Raw genomic sequence first — 21,092 nt, forward strand, 5'->3', positions numbered from 1 at the left:
AATTTTTATTATGTTAGTAAAACGAACTATCCCTATGCCTGTTAAGAAAATTCTGCATAATGAAACCAATTATATAGAATGGAACTCCTTTAAAGCGGGGAGCTGGGAATCTTTTGGTCGCATTTACGATGCCCATTTCAAATCATTAAACAATTACGGTTATAAATTTACCAGAGATACTGATCAGATAGAAGATGCTGTACATGATCTTTTTGTAAACCTTTGGCAAAAAAGAGCTCAAATCGGCAATCCGGTGTCTGTGCGTAATTATCTGTATAAATCCTTGCGAAACATGCTCTTTCGTAAAATGGAAACGCAGCAAAAGTTCGTTAAATTAAATGCCGAAGATGATTATCAATTCCATTTTGAGGTCTCCTTTGATACCTTGTTAATGGAAAATGAGGCCAAAAAAGATCTTCAAATGAAAATGAAGGAGGCTATCCAAACCCTCTCAGCCAGGCAACAGGAAATTATTTATTTGCGGTTTTACGAAGGCTTGAGTTATGAAGAAGCTGCTGATATCATGAATCTAAATATCAATTCCACTTACAAACTGCTGTATAAAGCCATTGGAAAACTCCAAAAACAAGTCAAGCTAGTAGATTTGATGATAATTTTATGTCTTTTCGCCTCTGATAAAGCACTTTTAAAAATAAATTAAAATTTTTTTAAAAGATGAGGGATAATTTCAGGCACCTCATGTATATAAGAGGTATAATAACATGGTGATATGGATTTTTCTCAATATATACATTACACTTACGAAGATTTCTTTAATGATGATGCATTTCTGCTTTTTATTGTTGAACAAAAAACTTCGGATATGGATGCCTGGGAAACCTTCCTCCAAGAACAACCGTATCGCAGTAAAGTTGCCCTTGCAGCATTTGAAACCATCTCTGCCTATCGCCAGCAAAAAGTTTTTACCAACGAAGCTTCACAAGCGATTGTTTTTGATAAAATCACAGCAACTCTTACATCTACTCAAACAAAATTAAAATCTTTTAATTTTCAGCCATTTTTTAGGGTAGCGGCAGTTTTAGCTGTTGTCGCTTTATCAGCTGTACTTTATTTTAACTATTGGAATAAAAAATCAATCGAAACAGATTTCGGCCACATCCAAACTTTAACCTTACCCGATGGCTCGGAAGTTACCTTGAATGGCAATTCTAAGATTAGTTATGCTAAAAACTTTAAAGAAGGTGCCCGGGAGATTTGGTTAAATGGTGAGGCATTGTTTAAAGTGAAACATATTAATATAGATACCAACAACATCAAACCGTCAGAGAAATTTATTGTGCATTGTAGCGATATGGATATTGAAGTTTTAGGAACCACCTTCAATGTAAAAAGTCGGCATAATCAAACAAGTGTCGGTTTGTTAAGTGGAAAAATCAAGATTGATTATGACGATGTCTCTAAAAAACAGAAAGCCTTTATCATGGCTCCCGGCGATTTCGTAAAATATGCCAGACAAAGTAAGCTGATACATCAAAAAATTATCAATCCACAACATTTAACGGCATGGACCACCCGCCACCTGGTTTTCCAAGATGCATCGCTCGAAGAAATGATTGCGGTGCTGCAAGATGACCTGGGTTATGAAGTAATTCTTCCTGAAGATGAATTGAACCACTTAAAATTGGAAGGTGAAATTAACGTAAGCAGCGTAAAAGAATTACTTCAGATTTTATCCAATACTTTATACTTAACCATTAAAACCGAAAATAAAAAGATAACCATAACCAAATAGTTTATAGGGTTTAAGCGCTTAAATCCTATCGACTATAACACAACAACAACCAACAACTAAACTAAACAGATTATGAGAATACTATACCTTAGCAGGGTAGCGAAATTCGGCTGCCTTACTATGATGTTCTGCGCATGCACCGTGTTTTGTTCTGCCCAATTGATGGCCCGGAACCTGACTCGGGTAAAAGGTGAAGCGCAAACCCATAGTGACAATAAGATATTGCTTAAAACAGCACTAGACTTAGTTAAATCCAGGTTCGAGATTAAAATTGCATACAAAGAAGGGATTCTTGAAAATAAAAGCAGTAATGTGGATGAAACCCAGATTATGGCTTTTGGTGACCCTAAAACAGCACTAACGTTTGTATTAAATGGCACTACACTAGACTTTAATAAAATCAATGAGTCGCAATACATTATTGTAGATGCTGGTAATGCAAAAAGAGCTGATATTATAAAAGGTACCATTTTTTCTGCTACAGATAATCTTCCGCTAATAGGCGCAACAGTTTATATTAAGGGGACCAAAACAGGTGCTTCAACTGATGCTCAGGGACAATTTAGCCTGACCATTCCGGCCGAATTGGCTGGTAAGCCGATTGTGCTAAGTATTGCTTCAGTTGGTTTTCAAACTTTAGAATTACCAGTAACGGATTTTAAAACCCCAATCAACGTAAAATTAAAAGAAAGCAGCAGTAGTTTAAACGATGTGGTGGTAACAGCTTTGGGGATAAAGCGTGATAGTAAGGCTTTGGGTTATGCCGTAACTGAAGTGAAAGGTTCTGAATTTACACAAGCCAGAGAAAATAATGTGGCCAACGCCCTAACGGGTAAAATTGCAGGCGTAAATGCTACGGGTTTGTCTACGGGGCCAGGTGGGTCGAGCCGGGTGATTATTCGCGGTAATGGTTCCTTCAATGGCAATAACCAGCCACTTTACGTGATAAACGGAATGCCGATAGACAATTCTGTACCCGGAGGTGCGGCAACTACAAATGGGATAGCCACCAATGTAGACAGGGGCGATGGGATTAGTAGCATCAATCCTGATGATATTGAGAGTATTACGGTTTTGAAAGGGGGTACAGCAGCAGCATTATACGGATCAAGGGCCAGTAATGGTGTAATCCTGATCACCACTAAAAAAGGTGCAAAGCAAAAAGGTATTGGTATTGAATATAATTCTACTTATACGCTTGAAGACGCCATCAACGATAATGATTACCAATATGAATATGGACAGGGTTTAAATGGTGTAAAGCCCATGAATAAAAACGATGCCATAGCCACGGGCCGACTTTCATTCGGGGCTAAAATAGATGGTTCTGATTATGTTGCTGCCGATGGTTTAACGCATCCGTATAGTGCGGTGAAGGATAATATCAGTAATTTCTATTCTACTGGAACCAATTTTACCAATACTCTTGCATTTTCTGGCGGTACAGATGGCATTGTTTATCGTTTATCTGTTGCCGATCTGGATAGTAAAGGTATTATTTCTACCACCAGGTTTAAACGCCAAACGGCCAATTTAAATATCAATGCCAAAATCACAGACAAGATTAAAGTGGAAGGTTTGGCTCAATACAATTTAGAAAGAGGTTATAACAGAACTTCAGCAGGTGATGCCCTGGGTAATCCAAACTGGACACCTTACGAAGTTGCGAATACGGTTGATGTGAGGTGGCTAGCCCCTGGTTATGATGCTGCAGGCAACCAAACACCATGGAACGATGCCGGTATTGCCACAAATGGTTATTTCGTGATGAATAAATACCAGCAGAATGATACTAAAAACAGGTTTATTGGCCAGGGTTCCATTAGTTACGATATCGTTAAAAACTTTCAGTTAAAAGGCGTAATCAGTCGCGATTTTTACAATTACAATTATGAAAATATTTTGCCAACTGGCGATACTTACATTCCAAACGGACAATATTCAGCTATCAAATCTGATGTTTCTGAAACCAATTCCCTGATTACAGGTAACTACAGAAACCGGATTAAGGATAAAATCGGGATTTCAATTCTGGGTGGGGCTAACAGTCGCCGTTTTGAAAATAAACAACTTGATATGACTGGTAATACTTTTACCATTCCCTATTTCTATAGCTATAAAAATCTGGCCACGGCAAGTACTGTTCCAACGCATCAGCGAATCAGAACAAACTCCGTATTCGGATCAGTTGATGCGGATTACAAAAGTATTTTATATCTGACCTATACCGCCAGAAACGATTGGTTTTCAACATTAAGTCCAGATAATAACAGTATTCTTTACCAGAGTGTTGGTGGGAGTTTAGTATTATCTGATGCTTTGAAGCTCCCTTCTTCTATCGATATTTTCAGGCTTCGCGGATCATGGGCAGAAGTGGGCGGTGGTGCAGCCGATCCTTATAGAATTAATTTAACCTACACCAACGTGCCAAGCTCAGGTCAGCCTTTACAAAATGTAAGCAGCAATGACATCACCAATCAAAATTTAAAGCCATATACCTCCACCACTTATGAAGGTGGTTTCGAATTAAAAATGTTTAAAGGGAGATTGGGGATGGATTTTACAGCATACAGTCGTAAAACAACCAATGATATTTTAAATGCAGCCATTTCATCAACCTCCGGTTACAACAACGCCGTATTAAATGTAGGAGAGCTGAGCAATAAAGGAATTGAGTTTCTGCTTACCGGTTCACCAATTCAGGGCGATAAATTCAGCTGGAACATCAGCTACAACATCGCTTACAATAAAAGTAAGGTAATTAAACTGGTAGATGGTACCAATACCTTTCAGATGGCTACTTCGGTAGGAAACTGGGGATACATTAACCAAACGGTTGGTAGTTCTTACGGAACGATTGTAGGTACCCGTATGTTGAGAAATGATGCCGGAGAAATCGTCTATAATTCAGCAACAAAACGCCCGGTTGCCACAGGTTTGCAAGAGTTGGGTGATGGTGTGCCACCTTTAACAATGGGTTTAACCCAAGATTTCAAATTCGGAAACTTTACTTTCAGTTTCCTGATTGATGGAAAATTTGGGAACAAAGTTTTCTCAGTAAAAGAGGTATACGCCACCCGTTTAGGTTTGATGAAAAGTACATTACCCGGTCGTGAAAATGGTTTAACCATCACAGGCGTTGATCAGGCCGGAAATCCATATTCAGCTTTGATTCCGGTGAGTGATTTACGTGCTTATTACAACGATATGCGGAACTATTCTGAACTTTTCGTTCATGATGGGGGATTTGTAAAACTTCGCCAGGCGATTATATCGTATAACATTCCGGTTAAAAAACTGGATTTCCTGAAGGTGCAATCCGCTAGTATTTCGTTTGTAGCCCGCAATATCTTAACGTTTTATAAACAAACAGACAACTTCGATCCTGAATCAAGTTACTCTAATGGCAATGCACAGGGTTTTGAATCGATCGGCTTGCCTAGAACACGCACTTTCGGGATGAATTTAATGGTTAAATTTTAAGGCTTAAAAAAATGAAAATGTACGCTAAAAAATATAAAGCAGCCATCTGCGCATTATTGTTCAGTGCCATGCTGCATTCCTGTACAAAAGATTTTCAGGAAATCAATACTGATCCTGAAGCATCAGCCACTATACAACCCGCCTTTGTTTTTACCAAAGCATTGTATGATGGCGCTAAAAATAACCTGACCTTGTTACTGGGTACCATGCAATACACCACTAGTTTTAATGATGTGGCAGGTTTTGGATCGAAGTATGTTTCCAGTCAGAGTCAGCAATCTTCAGCACAGTTTGGCAATGCTTACTACCAGGAAATTAATGAAATCACAATGGTGATTGATGCGGTAAAAACAAATCCTGAGCAGGTAAATTTGTTGGCTGCCGCCCGGATCTGGAGAGCATATTGCTTCGCCCGGACAACCGATTTATACGGTGATATTCCTTACGCCGAGGCTGCACAAGGTTATAATAGCGCCAATTATAAACCTGCTTATGATCCACAAAGAACGATTTATCTTGACTTATTAAAAGAACTGGAAGAATCGGCCTTAAGCCTGAATGAGGCAAAAGCTACTTTCGGTCAGGCAGATTTGATATATGCGGGGAACACTACCAAATGGAAGAAATTTGCCTATTCGTTAATGTTGCGTTTAGGAATGCGCATGACCAAAGTGGATATTGCCCTGGCTGAAACCTGGGTAAAGAAGGCTATTGCCGGTGGGGTAATTACCGAAGATGCTGACATTGCAAAAATTAATTATTTGAGCGCTGGTCAGGATATTAATAAAAATCCAATCGCCCTTACACTTTATAACGGAGATTACATCAAAGCAGATGGAACGAGCAACCAGGAAGGTGGTAAGTACCAGAATAGTTTCATCACTTACATGAAAACAAATAAAGACCCACGTTTAGGGATTTTATCTGTGGTTTATGTGAATGGCGTGGCCGATACTTCCATGGCGATTCAAAAAGGAATGCCAGCTACCTTTAGTTCCAAGCCTGCTGATTTTGTAACCTATTCTGAACCAAATCAAAAAACAGTGCTGGCATTAGGTGGAGCAAAACTGATTTACACCACAGCAGAAACTGATTTCTTATTGGCTGAAGCCAATCTGCGGGGCTGGTATGCGGCTGGTAATGCAGCTACACTTTATGAAGCCGGCATCAAGGCAGCCATGAAACAGTGGGCCATCATCGTACCCGCTGATGGGACCATTAGTGATTTGCAAATCAATACCTACATCAAATACCACCCTTTTAATACTGGAGGAACATTTGATGAGAAAATGCAACAAATTTATACAGAATACTGGCTGGCCATATTCCCTGATGCACAGGAAGCCTTTTCGAGTTACCGCAGAACGGGCTATCCGGCTTTAGTTCCGGTAGTTTATGTAGGTAATGCTACTGGAGGTAGAATCTTCAGGAGGATGTTGTATCCACTTTCTGAGCAAAACTTAAACCGGACTTCTCTGGATGCGGCCATCGCAAGACAAGGCCCTGATGATTTCATGACCCGGATCTGGTGGGATAAATTGTAGTGCCAGCAGGGCGGGGTGGTTGTTGGATTAGTCATCAGATGAATACCAGGCTATGCCCAAATATTCATCCGATGACTACATGAATATTAAGAAGCTTTGCTATAAAGATTGCTTCACCCCATAACACAAAGCCTGGGCTTCAGTTCGCAATGACGACCCCAAATATTAAAGCGGTCGCAATTCCCCTCCTTTTTTTAAGGAGGGGTGCCCGCAGGGCGGGGTGGTTATTGAATTATTCATTGGATGATACCAAGCTAAGTGCAAATATTCATCCAATGACTAAAAAAATATTAAGGAGCCTTGCTATAAAGATTGCTTCACCCCATAACACAAAGCCTGGGCCTCGGTTCGCAATGACGACCTCAAATATTAAAGCGGTCGCAATTCCCCTCTCACAGAGGGGTGCCCACAGGGCGGGGTGTTTATTGAATTAGTTATCGTATGAATACCAAGCTAAGTGCAAATATTCATCCTATGACTACATGAATATTAGGGAGCCTTGCTTTGAAAGATTGCTTCACTCCATAACACAAAGCTTGGGCTTCAGCTCGCAACGACGACCCCAAATATTAAAGCGGTCGCAATTCCCCTCTCACAGAGGGGTGCCCGCAGGGCGGGGTGTTTATTGGATTAGTCATCGGATAAATACCAGGTTAGCAGCAAATATTCATCCGATGATTATAAGAATATTAAGGAGCCTTGCTATGAAAGATTGCTTCACCCCATAACACAAAGTCCGGGCTTCAGCTCGCAATGATGACCCCAAATATTAACAATAACCTTTACAAAATTAATTTACAACACTAAATAACCACTATGTACCGATTACTCATCCTTTGCCTACTTTTTACAGGGACCGTTTATGCACAAAAAAACGACGTGGTGGAAGACGAAACTTCCAGTACATACAATTTAAATAAGCCCGAACGGGAAGAATGGCTGAGGAATACAGGTGCTGGTTTATTTATTCATTTCAATGTTGATGCACAACTTGGTATTGTGATCAGCCACTCATTGGTGGGGGCTTCTGATGATTACACTGAACGCTATTTTAATGAACTGCCAAAAACTTTTAATCCTTCTTCCTTCAATCCCAAAGAAATTGCAGAACTCGCAAAGTTAGCCGGGATGAAATACATTGTGTTCACCACCAAGCATCATGCAGGTTTCTGTTTCTGGGATACTAAAACAACAGACTTTAACATCACCAATACGCCCTATAAAAAAGATTTACTCAAAGAATTTGTAAAGGCTACCCGTGATGCCGGTCTGGATGTCGGTTTTTATTTTTCACCGGAAGATTTCAATTTCCTTTACAAACACAAAATCCCGATTAGCCGGAATAACTTAAACCTTGATGCGGCAACTACCAAAGAATATGCAGAATATAACCGCAGGCAAACGGAAGAACTGATGCAAAATTATGGCAAAATCGATGTACTTTTTATTGATGGCGATCCGAAGGAAACCGTAAAAGAAACCGCATGGAAAATGCAGCCGAATATTCTGATTACGCGGGGTGCCATTTTAACACCTGAACAAACGCTTCCGGGGGCAAAAATTACCCAGCCCTGGTTATCTCCGGTAACTATCGGAACTGCCTGGCAGTATCAACCCACTAATGAAAGGTATAAGTCTGGTTCGCAGTTAATTGATTTGTTGATTGAAGCGAGATCAAAAGGAGGATCATTGCTGTTAAATGTGGGTCCGAAGCCAAATGGCGCTTTAGCTAACGAGCAGGAAGACCGTTTACGCGAAATGGCTGGCTGGTATTTCATCAACCATGAAGCCGTTGATGATGTGCGCAGCTGGGTAGTGAGCAAAGAAAACAATATTTATTTCACGCAAAAAGCACCTGGAACTTTATTTGCCATCGTTATGGATTCAAAAGACTGGAAAGAAGGCGAACGCAGGAACTTCGTTTTAAAATCGGCAAAGGCAACTGCAAATACAAAAATCAGTGTGTTGGGACAAAACAGTAAAATCATGGAATACAAGCCCGATCTGGATGTTTCGTCTCGGTTTAAACAAACAAGTAATGGTTTGGAATTATCTGTGGTGAAAGCCCAGCGCATTTATGATGATCACCGCTGGCCAAATCCGGTAGTGATTAAAATAGAAAATGTAGCACCTGTTTTTGCAGAGGCAGCCATGGTGCAAACGGGCACAGCTAAAACAGCGGCTGATGTGGCTACCCTAAATGGCAAAATATTAAACTATGCAGAAGTTAAACCAGGCCGGGCAAGATTTTACTATCGCCCATATCGCGGACAAGTGGAAACACTTTATGCAGAAGAATGGAAAATGAGTCCATGGGTGACCATTAAAGCTGATGGAACATTTTTCGGGACAATAAAATTGCCTAAAGGTTCTTACGAATACAAGGCCGTAGCCGAACAGCAAAATGTAGTGATAGAAGGAGAAAATAAAGTTTTAAACCTACCTTAGTTGATGAAGATTGGTGCTATGATAAAATTTTCTCAGAATAACTTTATTTCCATCAGGCCGATGATATTCGCTTTCATCCTGACGGTGAGTTTGTTGTTTTGTTCCAAGCTTTTACAGGCACAAGGAGATCACCGCTCGGGGATTATTCCAAGACCAGTTGAAGAGATAAGGAAGGAAGGATCATTTATCATGAAACCGGATACGAAGTTGTTTTTCGCTAATGGCGGAAAAGTAAAAGCCAGCTTCTTTAATCAATACCTTAAAGATTTATCAGGATTTTCACTTAAAACGAGCAGCAAAGCAGAGTCGAATGCGATGAGTTTTTTAATCGATACGGCTTCCAATATTCAACCTGAAGGTTATGTTTTGGATGTTTCCTCAAAAGGCATTGTCATCAAGGCCATCGATGAACGCGGCTTGTTTTATGGTTTGCAATCGCTCATACAGTTAATCAAAAAAAATGGCAACACCACTTCGGTTCAGGCGTATCACATTGAGGATGCGCCACGATTTGCCTACCGCGGCATGCACCTGGATGTTGCCCGGCATATGTTCAGTGTTACTGCGATTAAAAAATGGCTGGATCTGCTGGCGTTTTATAAAATCAATACCTTTCACTGGCACTTAACAGATGATCAGGGTTGGCGTATTGAAATCAAAAAGTATCCTTTGCTTCAAAGTATATCCGCTTTCAGGAAGGAAACTTTGATCGGCCATAAAAGAACAGATCCTCATCTTTTTGATGGCAAAAGATATGGCGGTTATTATACCCAAGAAGAAGTGAAAGATATTGTGGCTTATGCAGCAGCCAGGCAGATCACCACCATTCCTGAAATTGAAATGCCGGGACATGCACAAGCAGTGTTGGCGGCTTATCCCAATCTGGGTTGCACGGGTGGCCCGTACCAAACGGCTACTTATTGGGGTGTTTTTGAAGATGTTTTTTGTGCCGGGAATGAGGAAACATTTAGTTTTTTAGAAGATGTACTGGATGAAGTGATTCCTTTGTTTCCTTCAAAATATGTGCATATTGGCGGTGATGAATGTCCAAAAACCCGATGGCACAATTGCCCGAAGTGCCAGAAAAGAATCAAGGATGAAAAGTTAAAAGATGAGCACGAACTGCAATCGTATTTTATTGAGAGGATGGAAAAATACCTCCATGCGAAAGGTAAAAGGATTATTGGTTGGGATGAAATTTTAGAAGGTGGTTTAGCACCAGATGCAACGGTAATGAGCTGGCGTGGTTTGGAAGGCGGTATTGCTGCGGCCAAACTTAAACACAATGTCATTATGACGCCTGAGAAATTCGTGTACCTCGATTACTATCAATCGCTCAATACAACAGAACCAATTGCCGCCGGAGGTTATTTACCATTACGCAAAATATATGAATACGAACCCATGCCTGATGAACTTTCAAAATCAGAGCAAAGCTACATCCAAGGAGTGCAGGCGAATGTCTGGTCAGAATACCTGAACGAAGCTGCAAAAGCGGAATACATGATTTTTCCCCGCATCATCGCATTGGCAGAAACAGCTTGGTCCAGGCCAGAATATAAAAACTACCCTGATTTCCTGTCCCGCTTAAATGAAAACCTTCGGTTCTTAAAAGGAATCCATTACAGCACTTCGTTTAATGAAATTACAGGCGAAAGTGTTCAGCATGCTTCGGCGTTCAAACTATCTACAGATCTGGCAAATGCAGAAATTCATTACACAACCAATGGAACTGATCCCACGGCGAGTAGTTTAAAGTACATTTCGCCGGTTAATATTAAAAAATCCGGAATCATCAAAGCAAGACTTTTTAAAAACAGAAAGGCGGCAGGCAAGCTATACGAACAAACGCTGGTAAAAAGCCTGGCCACCGGTAAAAAGGTGATTCTAGCACAGCCCGGCCAAGGCAACTATAATATGGAGCCACAAATTTTAACCAATGGCATTCCAGGCTCACCCTTATACAACAATGGTGAATGGCTTGGCTTTAGCGGAACTGATTTTGAAGCCGTTGTAGATTTAGGAACCGTGCAAGCGATCAATGAAATAGGCCTCAACATCCTCCATTATCAATGGCAAAAAATGCATCCACCTCAAGTACTTACTTTTGAAATCTCTTCTGATCACATTCACTTTCAGGAAGTATCCAGGCAAACGGTCTTCGGAAAAGAAGGAATTGATCAGGTATTACATAAATTGAATCCAATAAAGGCCAGGTATATAAAAATTAAAGCTACCAATGTAGGAATTATACCTAATGGTTTTTATGGTGCCGGGACAAAAGCCTGGTTGCTGGTTGACGAAATTATCATAAACTAAATGACTATACTCATCGTTTTTTTGTGCATCGCACTGCTCATCGTACTCATTTCGGTATTTAAGGTGAACGCCTTTCTGGCCTTTTTGGTGGTGTCATTTTTAGCCGCACTAACTTTAGGCCTGCCACCCGCAAAAATCCCATCAATGATTGAAAAGGGGATGGGCGACGTTTTAGGCTCTTTAGCCATCGTCATTATTGCGGGTGCTATGCTCGGGAAACTGGTTGCCGAAAGTGGTGCCGCACAAAAAATTGCCAAGGTAAGTATGGACGCTTTTGGACCGAAATACATCCAATGGGCCATGGTGCTCACGGGTTTTCTCATCGGGATTCCGCTTTATTATGGCATCGGTTTCGTTTTAATGGTGCCACTCATTTTTTCAGTGGTATATCGTTATAAATTACCTGCTTTATATATTGGTTTGCCCATGCTTGCAGCTCTTTCGGTAACGCATGGTTTTCTGCCCCCACATCCTTCACCGGCAGCTTTGGTGATCCAGTTTAAGGCAGATATGGGTCTGACTTTACTTTATGGTTTGGCCGTTTCCATTCCGGCAATCGTTATCGGCGGACCGATCTTTTCCAGAACTTTGAAGTCTATTCCGGTTAGTCCGTTAGCGTCATTTAGTGCAAAAGACCTGGCAGATGAAGATTTACCCAGTGGATTCAAAAGCTTTTTTACGGCATTGCTTCCTGTGATCTTACTGGCGGCAGCATCTTTTTTTCCTTTAATTTTAAATGCAGATTCTAAGATTCTTCCTTACATTTTATTTGCGGGTCATCCTTCAGTAGTAATGCTGATTGTGTTATTTGTTGCCACCTGGCTTTTGGGCGTATCCGAAGGAAAAAAGATCAAAGATATTATGACTATTTACGGCGATGCCATTAAAGATATCGCCCTGATTTTATTGATCATCGCCGGCTCCGGCGCGCTGAAGCAAGTACTAACAGAAAGTGGTGTGAGCAATCAAATTGCAGATTATTTACAACATGTACAAGTAGAACCTTTATTTTTAGCCTGGTTAATTGCGGCCATGATTCGCTTTTGTGTAGGTTCAGCAACTGTTGCGGGGCTCACTACGGCAGGCATTATTGTTCCGCTGATGGAGCAAACCCATACCAACCCGAACCTGATGGTTTTGGCCGTTGGAGCCGGAAGTTTAATGTTTTCGCATGTAAATGATGCCGGATTCTGGATGTTCAAAGAATATTTCGGCCTCAGCCTGAAAGATACTTTCAAGTCATGGGCATTAATGGAATCAATAGTAGGCATTGTTGGCCTGCTTGGCATACTTTTACTACATCTCATCATCGCATAATTATAAAAATAAATACAATGGAAAATTTAACACCCGACGAACGTTTTGAACAACTTAAACTTAACTTACCACCAGCACCAGCACCGCTCGGTGTGTATAAACCTTGTCTGGTAGATGGGAAATATCTTTATTTAAGCGGTCACGGTCCGGTTCAGGATGATAAATCTTTAATTATCGGTCGAATCGGTTCTGATTTAAGCCAAGAGCAAGGAAAACTTGCTGCTTTGCAGGTGGGACTAACCATGCTTTCTACCATTAAAACCAATTTGGGTAGTTTAAATAAGATCAAACGGGTGATCAAAGTTTTGGGCATGGTGAATTGTACGCCTGAATTTGAAAAACACCCTTTTATTATTAATGGTTGCAGTGAGCTTTTTGCCCAGGTATGGGGCGAAGAAAATGGGATTGGAGTGAGAAGTGCCGTTGGTTTTGGCTCACTGCCTGATAATATCCCGGTGGAAATTGAAGCTTTATTTGAACTTTTTTAACATTTATGCAAGTGCAAGATTGGTATCTTTTGCCGAATGAGGCACACATTGAAACGCCATCGCTTATTTTTTATGAGGAACGATTACGCGAAAACATTGAATTGCTGAAAGGCATGATTGATGATCCAAATCGCTTGCGCCCTCATGTGAAAACACATAAGTGTATGGAGATTAGCCAGTTGATGTTGTCAGCAGGGATCAGGAAGTTCAAATGTGCCACTATTGCTGAAGCTGAAATGCTCGCAATGGCCAAAGCCGAGGATGTTTTACTCGCTTATCAGCCTGTGGGCGAAAACATTGATCGTTTTTTTAAATTGAAAAGTAAATACCCGGAGACACATTTCAGCTGTCTAATTGATCATGTGGATATCGCCACTCAACTGGCGATGAAAGCTAAAGAGGAAAATACTAAGGTTGATGTTTATATTGATTTGAATTTAGGCATGAACAGAACCGGGATTTTACCAGAACTTGCTACTGATTTATTTAAGTCAATAATTGCGTTTTCATCTTTGCAGGTAAAGGGTTTGCATGCTTACGATGGACATATCCATGATGCCTCAATGGAAATCCGTGAGGAAAAAACGATGCCTATTATTGCTCAGCTAATTGATTTAAAAAATGAAATCGAAGGTATAGGTGCAAAGCAAATCATAATCATTGCAGGTGGAACCCCAACTTTTCCGATCTATAGCACTGATACCGATTTTGAATGCAGTCCGGGTACATTTATCCTTTGGGATAAAGGTTATCAGGATGCTTATGCTGAACAAAAATTTAACACAGCGGCTTTGGTGCTGAGCCGGATCGTGTCTTTCCCAAAGGAACGTTTAGTGTGTGCAGATCTAGGTCATAAGGCGGTTGCTGCTGAAAAGGAACTCACAAATAGGGTGTTTTTTATTAATGCACCAACGCTGGAAGTGCAAAGCCAAAGCGAAGAACACTTGGTTTTAAGCACCACAGAATCCGAAAAATATCAATTGGGTGATATACTTTATGGCTTGCCTTATCACATTTGCCCAACAGTAGCTTTGCATGAAAAAGCCATTTGTTTAACCACTGATGGTTCACTTAAACTTTGGGATATCATTGCCCGAAAAAGAAAAATTACCTTATAAAATCTAACCATGTTTACCATAGATGCCCATTTAGATTTAAGCATGAATGCTTTGGAGTGGAATCGCGATTTAACACAGCCCTTGGCTGATCTTAACTTGCGTGAAAAAGGATTAACTGATAAACCTGACCGTGCTTTGGCAACCGTATCACTCCCAGAACTGCGTAAAGGCCAGATTGGATTGGTTGTGGCCACACAAATTGCCCGTTATGTCGCACCTGACAATCATTTACCCGGATGGCATTCGCCAGAACAAGCCTGGGCGCAAACGCAGGGACAGCTGGCCTGGTACAAAGCCATGGAAGATGCTGGCGAGATGGTTCAGGTTCATAATCTGGAAACACTGGAGCATCATTTATCTCTATGGAATAATAATCAGCCTAATGATCAAAAGCCAATCGGTTACATCCTCAGCCTTGAAGGGGCAGATTCTATAGTTACTGTAGGTCATTTGGAAAGAGCCTGGCAAAGTGGTTTGCGGGCAGTTGGTCCGGCGCATTATGGCCCCGGTCGTTATGCACAAGGAACAGACGCTACAGGTCAAATGACTTCTATCGGGCATGATTTGTTAAAAGAAATGGAACGCTTAAATATCATTTTAGATGCCACTCATTTATGTGATGATAGTTTTTGGGATGCCATGAGCCGTTTTAATGGCCATATTTGGGCATCACACAACAATTGCCGAAGCTTGGTGAATCACAACCGCCAGTATAGTGATGATCAAATTAAAGAATTAATTGGTCGCGGTTCGGTAATGGGTGCTGCGCTTGATGCCTGGATGATGGTGCCCAACTGGCAACGTGGTGTATCTCAGCCAAAGGCGATGAACTGCAATTTAGACACGATGATTGATCATATCGATCACATTTGCCAATTGGCCGGAAATGCCGAACATGTGGGCATCGGTTCTGATCTGGATGGTGCTTTTGGAAAAGAGCAATGTCCGTACGATTTAGAAACCATTGCCGATTTACAAAAAGTGCCTGATTTATTTAAGAAAAGAGGCTATACCGATACCGATGTGGAGAACCTAATGCATGGCAACTGGTTGCGTTTCCTTAAAAAGGCCTGGGCATAAACTTTACGTAATATGAAGAAAAATAATCGATTGGCTTGGTGCCTCAGCTTGGCTTTTATCATGATAAATACCATTGCTTTTGCCCAAAACAAGGCAAAACTCCCCTTATATAAAAATGCGAAAGCGCCTGTTGAAAGCAGGATTAAAGATTTGCTTTCGCGAATGACGGTGGAAGAAAAAGTCGGACAGATTTCCATGCCCTTGGGCTGGCCGATGTACACCAAAAATGGAAATGAAGTAGAAGTAAGCGAAGCCTTTAAAAAATCATTAAAAGAAGAATACACTGGGATGCTTTGGGCAACGCTTCGTGCTGATCCTTGGACGAAAAAGACTTTAGCCAATGGTTTAAATCCGGAGCTGGCCGCCAGGGCTACCAATGCCATTCAAAAATATGCAATAGAAAATACCCGCTTGGGGATCCCGGTTTTGCTGTCTGAGGAAGCACCACATGGGCATATGGCGATTGGTACCACGGTTTTTCCGACTTCAATCGGTCAGGGCAGTACCTTTGATCCAGAACTCATACAAAAAATGGCCGCTGCAATTGCCGAAGAAACCCGTTTGCAAGGCGGACATGTGGGGTATGGTCCGGTGTTGGATTTAGCCCGCGAACCACGATGGTCAAGAGTGGAAGAAACTTATGGTGAAGACCAGGTGCTAAACAGCAGGATGGGCGAGGCCATGGTGAAAGGATTTCAAGGTAAAAATATTAATAGTGGTGTAAATGTAGTAGCAACTTTAAAACATTTTGCAGCTTATGGTGCGCCTGAAGGTGGCCATAACGGAAGCAGCATAAATGTAGGTTTACGCAGTTTGCATCAGTTTTATTTGCCACCTTTTAAAGCTGCTGTTAAGGCTGGGGCACTATCTGTTATGACCGCCTACAATTCCATTGATGGCATTCCTTGTTCTTCCAATGAAATGTTGTTGAATGATATTTTAAGGAAGGATTGGGGTTTTAAAGGTTTCGTCGTTTCAGATTTAAACAGCATTTCAGGCTTGAAAGCCAATCACCACATCGCTGAAAGTGGGGCAGAGGCAGCTGAAATGTCCATTAATGCTGGTCTGGATGCCGATTTAAGTGGCTTTGGTTATGGTAAAGCATTGCTGACTGCCATTCAATCAGGAAAAGTAAGTTCTCAGGTTTTAGATACCGCTGTGAGCAGGGTATTGCGCATTAAGTTTAATATGGGGCTTTTTGAAAACCCTTATGTAAATCCTGAGCTGGCAAAGCAAAAAGTGAGAAGTGCAGAAAAGGTAGCTTTGGCAAGGCAGGTTGCAAGAGAATCTATCATTCTGTTAAAAAATCAAGACAAGCTGCTTCCGCTAAGTAAGTCGCTAAAAAACCTTGCTGTAATCGGCCCGAATGCGGATCAGTTTTACAATCAGATTGGCGATTATTCCGCACCACAAAGTGTGGGTAATGTGGTGACTGTTTTGCAGGGAATCAAAAATAAACTGGGAGACAATACCAAAATCACTTATGTGAAAGGATGCGCCATTCGCGATACCACTTCCAGCAACATTGAGGAAGCGGTGAGCGCTGCGAAAAAAGCAGATGCCGTGGTGATTGTTTTAGGTGGTTCCAGTGCGAGGGATTTTAAAACCGAATACATTGAAACCGGGGCGGCAAAAATTCAGACCGGAGGCAATCAGCTCAGCGATATGGAAAGTGGTGAAGGCTATGACAGGGCAACTTTAGATTTGCTCGGTGACCAGATCAAGCTTTTAAAAGCTGTAGTTAAAACCGGAAAGCCAGTGGTTCTGGTGCTGATTAAGGGTCGGCCGCTAAATTTAAATTGGGCTGCTGAACACGTTCCTGCCATTCTGGATGCCTGGTATCCCGGTCAGGAAGGTGGAAACGCCATTGCTGATGTTATTTTTGGAGATTATAATCCTGCCGGCCGTTTGCCTATTTCTGTTCCTAAATCTGTCGGACAATTACCCGTGTATTACAATGCCCGCTACCCGGAGAAACACGATTATATTGAAATGGATGCTAAACCTTTGTATAGCTTCGGTTATGGTTTAAGTTATACCACTTTTGATTATCAAAACCTCAAAATCAAGTATGAGAATGGATTGGCTACGGTGAATTTTGATTTAAAAAATACTGGCAGTTTGGATGGGGAAGAGGTAGTTCAATTGTATTTAAAAATGAAAACTTCATCAGTAGTGTTGCCGACTAAGCAGTTAAAGCAGTTCAAAAGAATCGCTTTAAAAGCTGGTGAACGGAAGAATTTAACTTTTGTACTGAATCAAAATGATCTGGAAATTTATAATGCCCAAATGAAGTGGGCAGTGGAAGCAGGCGAATATTCAGTAATGGTTTCCTCTTCTTCCGATCAGGTGAGGCTGGAAGGAAAGTTTAAGATAGAAAAGTAGTTTTTCATTCCCCTCCTTTGGAGCGGTGCCTGCAAGGTGGGTGGTAATCCAACTATATTAACTCGTCTTTTAATCATTTATGCTGGTTGGTGAGACACCAACCAGTAGAAAGTGTGACACCAACCATTAGAAAAAAGCGCAAATTTATAAAGCAAACTTCACATTAATCAACGCACTGATTCCGCTAAGGTGAGTGCTGGGTGTTTTCGGTAAATTAGAAATTTTAGTGGCCTGGCATTCAAGTAAAAGCATAATGGATTTTGATAAATTGTAGTTTACGCCTAGTCCAATATTACCATACAAGTATATCTTAGAATCATTGGAATAATTGACGGTGTTGCTTGCTGCGTCAATATCGGCTTGTGGGTGACGAACCAAAGACGGACCTAAACCTGCTACAATAAAAGGTTCCCAATTACCCAGGCCCCTGTGATAGCCAAAACCCAAACCTAGATTGATGCTATTGGAATTGGCATCTATAACAGAATTTATTCCATTAAATGTAGTGTTGCTCTTGTAGCCCACGCTGGTTTCTCCCAATTGTACCCGCCCGAAAAATTGTTTCTTGTAATTGAACTGGACTGTGGTTTGGGAAGTGGTGCCTAAAAGCATAGGTTCTCCGGCAACCTGATCAAATGGGGCAAATAAGCCAATTGCTCCGCCAAAATCTATTCTCCAATTGCGCTCTTTTACAGGGTCTGAAGCCTGAGCCTTTACCGTATAGGAAATACTTAAAAATACCAAGGCTATAAGTGTTATTTTTTTAAGGATACTTAAATTCATTGTGTTTTATATTACTGCTGTATGGCAAAGATGTAACACAATAGGTGAGCTGTTCTGATGATAATGACTGAAGTGACAAAATCTGGTGCTCACCTTACAGAAAGGATATTCTGAAAGTGCTGTTGAAGATTCTACGTGATAGATTGCTTCACCGAAAGGTCGGGGCAAGCTGTCGTTCCGCCTCACAGCAATGATGATACTGCTTAAGGGATCGTCTTCCGGAACCCACAAAGAATCGTCTTCCTGAAATTGATTCAGGATCTTATAAAGGTAGATGCTGAACTAAATTCAGCATGACGAGTGGGTTAGTGAATCTCTTCAAGAAATCCGTCATTGCTTCAGCAGATTATTCATCTGCTGAAGCAATCTCCATCGAAGAATCTACGAAATAGATTGCTTCGTGTCTCGCAAGGACGATCCTGCTTGAGGATTGTCTTCCTGAACTCACGAAGAATCGTCCTCCTGAACTTGATTCAGGATCTTATCAAGGTAGGTGCTGAACTAAATTCAGCATGACGAGTGGGCTAAAGCTTATTTGAGGGAAACTGGTTCAGCCATTTTTTTAGCTGAGAAGATTTTTCCCTGCTGAGCGTGATTGCTTCGCCATCAGATGGAGACAACTCGATCTTAAGTTGACTGTTAAAGAAAAGGTGTATTTTATGGATCGATTTCAGTGAAACAATATATTGTCGGCTTGCCCTAAAAAATACATCAGGATCGAGTTCCTTTTCGAGGTTCTCTAACGTTTGTTCTATTACATAGCGCTTATTGTCGAAGGTATGCAGAAATGTGGTTTTGTTTTCGGAAGAGAAGTAAGCGATTTCACTGGTCATCACCAACACATAAGTATCCCGATAAAAAACCAGAAACCTATTTCGGTAAGAAACTTCTCTTGTCTGCAGCTCCTTTAAGGTCTGCAACAGTATTTCATTGGTTTGGCGGTCTTTCGGTACTGCCTTTTTTAAACTTTTAGCAAGCTTATCTACATCAAGAGGTTTAAGCAGATAATCGATTCCATTTACCTCAAAGGCCTTTAATGCATATTCATCGTAAGCAGTGATGAAAATCACCGGTGCGGTAACTTCAACATGGCTAAATATCTCGAAACTTAATCCATCAGTAAGCCTGATATCCATAAATATGATGTCTGGCTGTGCGTGGGTTTGAAGCCAAATGATACTGTCTTGAACAGTTTGTAAGCGATCTACTATCATGATGCTGCTATCCAGCTGATGGAGCATTTTCTCCATTCTCAAAACATTAGGCAACTCATCTTCAATGATCAAAACAGTAGGCATAGAATAGCGATTATGGTTTTAAGGTAATCAATGGTATAGAAACAGTGAAGGTTTCAAGGGTTTCGGTAACTAAGGGTAGTTTTTGTCCCATCAGGCGATATCGCTCATTAATATTTTTTAAACCAATCTCGCTGCTGTAGGCATTCTTATTTTTGAGCATTTTATTGTTTTCGACGACGATATGGCTATCTGATGTAAAATAGATTTTTATTTTTAAAGGGTGTTTTGTACTAAAGACGTTGTGCTTAATGGCATTTTCAATCAGCAGCTGAAGGGTAAGGGGAGGAATGCCGAGCGTATCAATATCTTCTTGCCCGGCTATTTCTACAATGATCCCATCTCCATAACGAATCTGATATAGATACAGGTAGGCCGCTATAAATTCCAGTTCTTCTCTTAATGAAATGAGGTCTTTCAGCCTGTTTGCAAGCATGTACCGATAGATAGAAGAAAGATTTGCCAGATACGTTGTTGCCGTTTGCGGTTCGTCCTCAATGAGTGCGGTAACAATGCTCAGGTTGTTAAAAAGAAAATGGGGATCAAGCTGGAGCTTTAATGCTTCTAGCTGTGCCTGTGTAGTATGTTGCTGAAGCTCAAGTGATTTTAAGCTGGCGTCATTCCATCGATGAAAAAAATAGGCTGCAGCAAATACAACAGTCGTAAGGAGAGAGAAAATGGTGCCTACGATTAGTGCTTGTCTGAACATCAGTTCATCATACAGAAAGCGAACAGGTAACCTGATGATAAAAAACAGATTTAAAATAAGGTAGATCAGTCCAATATGCAAGAGGAACTGGATCAGGAATCTCATGGCAATATGCCCTTCCCAACTGTAAAACCGGTTTATAAAGCTGGTGAGCTGAATCCCAGTTTCGAATAATGCAGCAGCATAGGCAATGGCCAATATAAGCTCAAGTACAAAATCTATGCTGAGGAAATATTGCAGACCGGAATGATCTGGTTCATAAGGATTAATTAGAAAAATAACGAGATACAACAATATCCCGAATCCTGGGTAACCATAGCGCCGGAATAAGTTATGATTCTGTTTATCCATCTCTACCAGTAAAGTTAAA

Annotated in this window: 14 protein-coding genes; 11 read left to right on the forward strand and 3 right to left on the reverse strand. The window is 41.0% G+C overall.

Annotated elements, in window-relative coordinates; genetic code table 11:
• Window positions 1-34: 34 nt before the first annotated feature.
• The 11 genes from EV200_RS02930 (at window position 35) to EV200_RS02980 (ending at window position 17,935) form a co-directional block, all read left to right on the forward strand.
• The gene (locus EV200_RS02930; protein WP_132529303.1) at window positions 35-661 is read left to right on the forward strand and encodes an RNA polymerase sigma factor; all 627 of its coding nucleotides are present in this window, start codon (window positions 35-37) and stop codon (window positions 659-661) included.
• Between the two features lie 69 nt (window positions 662-730).
• Window positions 731-1,753 carry a FecR family protein gene (locus tag EV200_RS02935; protein ID WP_132529304.1) on the forward strand — a complete coding sequence of 341 codons (1,023 nt, stop codon included), beginning with the start codon at window positions 731-733 and terminating at the stop codon, window positions 1,751-1,753.
• 72 nt (window positions 1,754-1,825) lie between these two features.
• The gene (locus EV200_RS02940; RefSeq protein ID WP_132529305.1) at window positions 1,826-5,236 is read left to right on the forward strand and encodes a SusC/RagA family TonB-linked outer membrane protein; all 3,411 of its coding nucleotides are present in this window, start codon (window positions 1,826-1,828) and stop codon (window positions 5,234-5,236) included.
• A 17-nt stretch (window positions 5,237-5,253) separates the two neighbouring features.
• Window positions 5,254-6,780, forward strand: coding sequence for a SusD/RagB family nutrient-binding outer membrane lipoprotein (locus EV200_RS02945; protein ID WP_229676695.1), 1,527 nt, complete (start codon window positions 5,254-5,256; stop codon window positions 6,778-6,780).
• Window positions 6,781-7,596: 816 nt separating this feature from the next.
• A complete protein-coding gene (locus EV200_RS02950) occupies window positions 7,597-9,228 on the forward strand; it encodes an alpha-L-fucosidase (RefSeq protein WP_132529307.1) in 1,632 nt (543 codons plus the stop codon).
• An 18-nt stretch (window positions 9,229-9,246) separates the two neighbouring features.
• Window positions 9,247-11,547, forward strand: coding sequence for a glycoside hydrolase family 20 protein (locus tag EV200_RS02955; RefSeq protein WP_229676694.1), 2,301 nt, complete (start codon window positions 9,247-9,249; stop codon window positions 11,545-11,547).
• Window positions 11,548-12,864: a gluconate:H+ symporter gene (locus EV200_RS02960; protein ID WP_132529308.1), complete on the forward strand. Its 1,317-nt coding sequence runs from the start codon at window positions 11,548-11,550 to the stop codon at window positions 12,862-12,864.
• A gap of 17 nt (window positions 12,865-12,881) precedes the next feature.
• Window positions 12,882-13,352 (forward strand): RidA family protein, encoded by a 471-nt coding sequence (locus tag EV200_RS02965; RefSeq protein WP_132529309.1) that lies wholly within the window; start codon window positions 12,882-12,884, stop codon window positions 13,350-13,352.
• 5 nt (window positions 13,353-13,357) lie between these two features.
• A complete protein-coding gene (locus EV200_RS02970; RefSeq protein ID WP_208864493.1) occupies window positions 13,358-14,470 on the forward strand; it encodes a D-TA family PLP-dependent enzyme in 1,113 nt (370 codons plus the stop codon).
• A gap of 9 nt (window positions 14,471-14,479) precedes the next feature.
• Window positions 14,480-15,550, forward strand: coding sequence for a dipeptidase (locus EV200_RS02975; protein ID WP_132529310.1), 1,071 nt, complete (start codon window positions 14,480-14,482; stop codon window positions 15,548-15,550).
• A gap of 12 nt (window positions 15,551-15,562) precedes the next feature.
• Window positions 15,563-17,935, forward strand: coding sequence for a glycoside hydrolase family 3 N-terminal domain-containing protein (locus EV200_RS02980; RefSeq protein WP_132529311.1), 2,373 nt, complete (start codon window positions 15,563-15,565; stop codon window positions 17,933-17,935).
• A gap of 144 nt (window positions 17,936-18,079) precedes the next feature.
• Here EV200_RS02980 and EV200_RS02985 read toward each other — a convergent pair whose 3' ends face one another.
• The 3 genes from EV200_RS02985 to EV200_RS02995 form a co-directional block, all read right to left on the reverse strand.
• Window positions 18,080-18,718 (reverse strand): outer membrane beta-barrel protein, encoded by a 639-nt coding sequence (locus EV200_RS02985; RefSeq protein ID WP_132529312.1) that lies wholly within the window; start codon window positions 18,716-18,718, stop codon window positions 18,080-18,082.
• Window positions 18,719-19,242: 524 nt separating this feature from the next.
• Entirely contained in the window at window positions 19,243-20,016 is a 774-nt protein-coding gene (locus tag EV200_RS02990; RefSeq protein ID WP_132529313.1) for a LytR/AlgR family response regulator transcription factor, read from the reverse strand.
• 10 nt (window positions 20,017-20,026) lie between these two features.
• Window positions 20,027-21,073 carry a sensor histidine kinase gene (locus tag EV200_RS02995; RefSeq protein WP_132529314.1) on the reverse strand — a complete coding sequence of 349 codons (1,047 nt, stop codon included), beginning with the start codon at window positions 21,071-21,073 and terminating at the stop codon, window positions 20,027-20,029.
• Between the last annotated feature and the right edge of the window lie 19 nt (window positions 21,074-21,092).

This window comes from Pedobacter psychrotolerans (genome assembly GCF_004340665.1).
Taxonomy (GTDB): Bacteria; Bacteroidota; Bacteroidia; order Sphingobacteriales; family Sphingobacteriaceae; genus Pedobacter; species Pedobacter psychrotolerans.

Bases quoted from the DNA above. Each gene is read 5' to 3' on its own strand.
- EV200_RS02960 (WP_132529308.1), top strand. From the start codon at position 11,548: ATGACTATACTCATCGTTTTTTTGTGCATCGCACTGCTCATCGTACTC.
- EV200_RS02945 (WP_229676695.1), top strand. From the start codon at position 5,254: ATGTACGCTAAAAAATATAAAGCAGCCATCTGCGCATTATTGTTCAGT.
- EV200_RS02965 (WP_132529309.1), top strand. From the start codon at position 12,882: ATGGAAAATTTAACACCCGACGAACGTTTTGAACAACTTAAACTTAAC.
- EV200_RS02950 (WP_132529307.1), top strand. From the start codon at position 7,597: ATGTACCGATTACTCATCCTTTGCCTACTTTTTACAGGGACCGTTTAT.
- EV200_RS02980 (WP_132529311.1), top strand. From the start codon at position 15,563: ATGAAGAAAAATAATCGATTGGCTTGGTGCCTCAGCTTGGCTTTTATC.
- EV200_RS02985 (WP_132529312.1), bottom strand. From the start codon at position 18,718: ATGAATTTAAGTATCCTTAAAAAAATAACACTTATAGCCTTGGTATTT.
- EV200_RS02975 (WP_132529310.1), top strand. From the start codon at position 14,480: ATGTTTACCATAGATGCCCATTTAGATTTAAGCATGAATGCTTTGGAG.
- EV200_RS02940 (WP_132529305.1), top strand. From the start codon at position 1,826: ATGAGAATACTATACCTTAGCAGGGTAGCGAAATTCGGCTGCCTTACT.
- EV200_RS02990 (WP_132529313.1), bottom strand. From the start codon at position 20,016: ATGCCTACTGTTTTGATCATTGAAGATGAGTTGCCTAATGTTTTGAGA.
- EV200_RS02955 (WP_229676694.1), top strand. From the start codon at position 9,247: ATGATAAAATTTTCTCAGAATAACTTTATTTCCATCAGGCCGATGATA.
- EV200_RS02970 (WP_208864493.1), top strand. From the start codon at position 13,358: ATGCAAGTGCAAGATTGGTATCTTTTGCCGAATGAGGCACACATTGAA.
- EV200_RS02930 (WP_132529303.1), top strand. From the start codon at position 35: ATGCCTGTTAAGAAAATTCTGCATAATGAAACCAATTATATAGAATGG.
- EV200_RS02995 (WP_132529314.1), bottom strand. From the start codon at position 21,073: ATGGATAAACAGAATCATAACTTATTCCGGCGCTATGGTTACCCAGGA.
- EV200_RS02935 (WP_132529304.1), top strand. From the start codon at position 731: ATGGATTTTTCTCAATATATACATTACACTTACGAAGATTTCTTTAAT.